The 3,862-nt window shown below is 38.5% G+C and carries 3 protein-coding genes; all 3 read left to right on the forward strand.

The features are described from left to right. Positions 1-109 precede the first annotated feature (109 nt). The 3 genes from HRT72_08980 to HRT72_08990 all read left to right on the forward strand — a co-directional run bounded on the left by HRT72_08980 (position 110) and on the right by HRT72_08990 (position 3,735). On the forward strand, positions 110-1,354 hold the full coding sequence (locus HRT72_08980; GenBank protein NQY67839.1) for a gliding motility-associated C-terminal domain-containing protein: 1,245 nt from the start codon (positions 110-112) through the stop codon (positions 1,352-1,354). 8 nt (positions 1,355-1,362) lie between these two features. Beyond that, positions 1,363-2,253 (forward strand): PorP/SprF family type IX secretion system membrane protein, encoded by an 891-nt coding sequence (locus HRT72_08985; protein NQY67840.1) that lies wholly within the window; start codon positions 1,363-1,365, stop codon positions 2,251-2,253. Between the two features lie 171 nt (positions 2,254-2,424). After that, positions 2,425-3,735, forward strand: coding sequence for a DEAD/DEAH box helicase (locus HRT72_08990; protein NQY67841.1), 1,311 nt, complete (start codon positions 2,425-2,427; stop codon positions 3,733-3,735). Positions 3,736-3,862: the final 127 nt, after the last annotated feature.

Genomic DNA, 3,862 nt, shown 5'->3' on the forward strand with positions numbered 1-3,862 from the left:
AAAAGCCAATTAAATAGGCGCACGTTGCCATTCCTGTTTATTAACAATTGAAAAGTAATTGAACTAATTACTTTTTCTATTTTAGCATCATAAATTCAATCTTTTAAGCATGAAAAAACTATTTACTCTAGTAATCCTAGTAACTCTTAACATAGCATCCTATGCGCAGTTAACAGTATCCTTTGAGGTTACTGAACTCCTTTGCCACAGTGATTCTACAGCAATAATTGAAGCTGACTTAAATGGTTCTAGTCCTATATCATTTTATATTAGTGGATGGCTCGAAAGTCCAGATCCAGATGAAGTGGATTTTAGTAGCTTCGATAATTTTACTGAAACTCTTATAGAAGATGTACCTGCCGGAACCTATTATTTTGGAGCTGCTGAATATCCCAACATTATGGCATTCTTTGCCGACCCTTTTAGTTTTACCGATTTTGTAATAGATAGCGCTACTGTTCTAAATCCGGACAGTCTTTATGTAACTCTAATTAGCGATAGCGTTTCATGCTACGAATCTTGTAATGGAGCTATAAATACGAATGTAGTTGGGGGAACCGTTTTAGACGAACTCAACCCAACTTACACTTACCAGTGGGATACAGAAACCGCTGGCACCTATGCACAACAAACTCTTTTTAGTGTAACTCAATATTCAAATTCGGAACGTCAAGGTGTCTGCGGATATAATGGAGCTCCATATATGGTTACCGTTACCGATATAAATGGATGTGTTGCGATAGATTCTTTGCACGTTTTAAGACCAGATTCCGTTAGGGCTTACTTCGATTGGATGCCAGATCCATCAGAACCGCTTTCAGATGGCTATTATCAAGGTCCATTGACGGTCTCATTAAACGACAACAGTTACAACCGAACATTAAGTGAAAATATTTGGACGTTAACCTCTCCATATGAAGATGGTATATCGAGCGAAGAACTAGAAGTTACTTATGGTGATAGTATTCCCGAATTTTCTTTTGATAACTACGAACCAATTACCTATTCCATTCAACTTCGAGTCTCAAAAAATGGCCATTGTGCCGACAGTACTGCTATAACTTTTAACGTTAGAACGAATTCATGTTTAGAAACCTACAATGTTTTTAGCCCAAATGGCGATGGCTATAACGAGACATGGGGTGTTAAAGATTGTGGCCTCACCGACTATGCTTGTACTGTTATCGATCAATTCGGAACAGTAGTTTTCGAGACATCCGAACTAGACGCAAGATGGGACGGCAAATACAACGGGAAGTTAGTTCCGCAAGGCACCTATTATGCTTTAATATCCGCAACGGGCTATGACAATAATCAGGTGGAAATGCAATCAACCGTATCTGTAATTTATTAACTGTAACGATGAAAACACTCATGAAAAAGCAACACCTCTTCATACTCGTATTTACGTTGATAACAACTTCTGTATTCGCTCAAAATATTGGGAAACACAGTCAACTTGTATTTACAAAAGGAATAGTAAACCCTGCTGCCTATGAAGCCGACAGGGGATCACAGATTTGGCTTAAGCACCACGAACAGTGGACAACCATAGACAATGCTCCTTCATCAAGTATACTTGGAGCTACCGTTGCTTTACAAGATGAAACCATGACTCTTGGAGGTAATATGTTTATTTATCAAGTAGGTGTTTTTAGAAATACAGGTATGACGGTTAATTATTCTTACAAGGTTGAAATCTCCGAAGACATGGATTTAAGGTTAGGTATTGCTCCGATGATTTACACTTTTGGATATCGACTTGATGCCGCAAATCCTGAAGGGTATGAACCGTTGCTTGATAATTCTACTGGACAATCTGCTGGGTTTGATGCCAACTTCGGAACTTACTTAACGGGTGAGAACTTTTACATTGGTGCTTCCCTAATCAATATGTTGGAAAAAGTAGATTTTAATAATGGTGCATCCCCTATTTTGAATACCATTAAAAGGCAATATTACATTATGACCGGCTATACGCACGAAGTGAACGACAATATCTCTCTTAACCCAAACATTATTGTTAGTCAGCAGTTTGGGAGCGATGTGCTCATGAGCGGTAACTTATTATTGAACTACAATAATCAATTTGATTTTGGTTTAGCCTACTCTAGCGATAAGACTTTAAGTGTAATTAGTAGATACACCATTAAGGAGCTAGTTAACATTGGATATTCGTATGATTTCGATGCCTCTGTTCTTCAGGATTACAACAACGGTTCGCACGAAATAATGGTTGGGGTTCAGTTTTAAATTCATGTCTTTATGCTTTAAGAATCATTGTCAGTTCGAGTGATTCAGACCTCTTTAAGTCTGAATCGTATCGAGAACACAATGAGACTAATCAATTCGAACTTTGTTCTCGATACAATTTTTTAAGAAAAAATCACTCGAACTGACAGTTTGCAATACCTTTGCGACGCAATGGAACAGAAAAAAAGTCAGAAAGAAATATTGAGTAAGCTTGGCATTACCAAGCTTAACCAAATGCAGAGCGAGGCGAGAGAAGTTATTTTAACTCACCCTGAAGTAGTACTACTATCTCCAACCGGAACCGGGAAAACATTGGCCTTTTTATTGCCAATCATGGCTAATCTCAGCAGAGAATCGAAAGAAATTCAAGCATTAATATTAGTGCCTTCACGTGAACTTGCAATTCAAATAGAACAGGTTATCCGCGAGATGGGAAGCGGCTTTAAAGCTAATGCCGTCTATGGCGGGAGATCCGGTTCAAAAGACATTTACGAACTAAAAAACACACCGGCAATCTTGGTTGGTACACCTGGTAGAATAGCCGATCATATTCGCAGGGAGAACATCAACACCAAAGAGGTTAAAACGTTGGTGCTCGACGAATTCGACAAATCGTTGGAAGATGGTTTCGAAGCCGAAATGACGGAAATAGTGGAAGGATTAATAAACGTTAAGAAGAAAATACTAACCTCGGCAACACAAAAAGTTGAAGTACCCGAATTTGTTGGTTTAACAGATCCTAAAAAGATCGATTATATAAAAGAAGCAACAAGCCAGTTGGTACTTAAAACCATCGTTGCTGCAACAGAAGACAAACTGGAGGCCCTTGAAGATCTATTGAGCCATGTAGGGGAAGGCAACGGAATAATCTTTTGCAATTTCAAGGCTACCATCAATACCGTAAGCGAATTTTTAGATGATAAGAGAATTGGTCATGCTTGTTTTTATGGCGGATTAGAGCAAAGAGATAGAGAACGATCTTTAATCAAATTTAGAAACGGAACACATAAAATTTTACTCGCTACCGACCTTGCGGCAAGAGGAATTGACGTTCCCGAATTAGATTTTATTGTTCATTTTGAACTGCCGGTTAAGGAAGATGAGTTCATTCACCGTAATGGCCGTACAGCCAGAATGCACAACGAGGGAACTGCTTACATCATCCAAGGACAAAGAGAATCATTACCTGAATTTATTAAAGGATCTGAGGAACTAAATCTTAAATCTGGCGCTAACTTAAGCAGTAGCGGATGGGAAACGCTTTACATCTCTGGCGGACGAAAAGATAAGATTTCTAAAGGCGACATCGCAGGCTTGTTTTTTAAACAGGGCAACCTCAACAAAGACGAACTAGGGGTTATTGAGTTAAAACAAGATTGCGCCTTCGTAGCGGTCTCTAAAGCCAAATCACGTCAACTTATCGAAGACCTTAACAACAGCCGCCTCAAGAAGAAAAAGGTTCGGATTAGTTTGTTGAAGTAAAAGCAATTTTACGGCAAAGAAAGAGCCATTACTTTTCGCAATGGCTCTTTAATTAATCTATTTTTATCAACCTAAAAACTGTAACGATTATTTAGGACTAGACATATTTATTAAAACTGCATAGCTT

The organism is Flavobacteriales bacterium, from assembly GCA_013214975.1.
In the GTDB taxonomy this organism is placed as follows: domain Bacteria; phylum Bacteroidota; class Bacteroidia; order DT-38; family DT-38; genus DT-38.

Bases quoted from the DNA above. Each gene is read 5' to 3' on its own strand.
- HRT72_08980 (NQY67839.1), top strand. From the start codon at position 110: ATGAAAAAACTATTTACTCTAGTAATCCTAGTAACTCTTAACATAGCA.
- HRT72_08985 (NQY67840.1), top strand. From the start codon at position 1,363: ATGAAAACACTCATGAAAAAGCAACACCTCTTCATACTCGTATTTACG.
- HRT72_08990 (NQY67841.1), top strand. From the start codon at position 2,425: ATGGAACAGAAAAAAAGTCAGAAAGAAATATTGAGTAAGCTTGGCATT.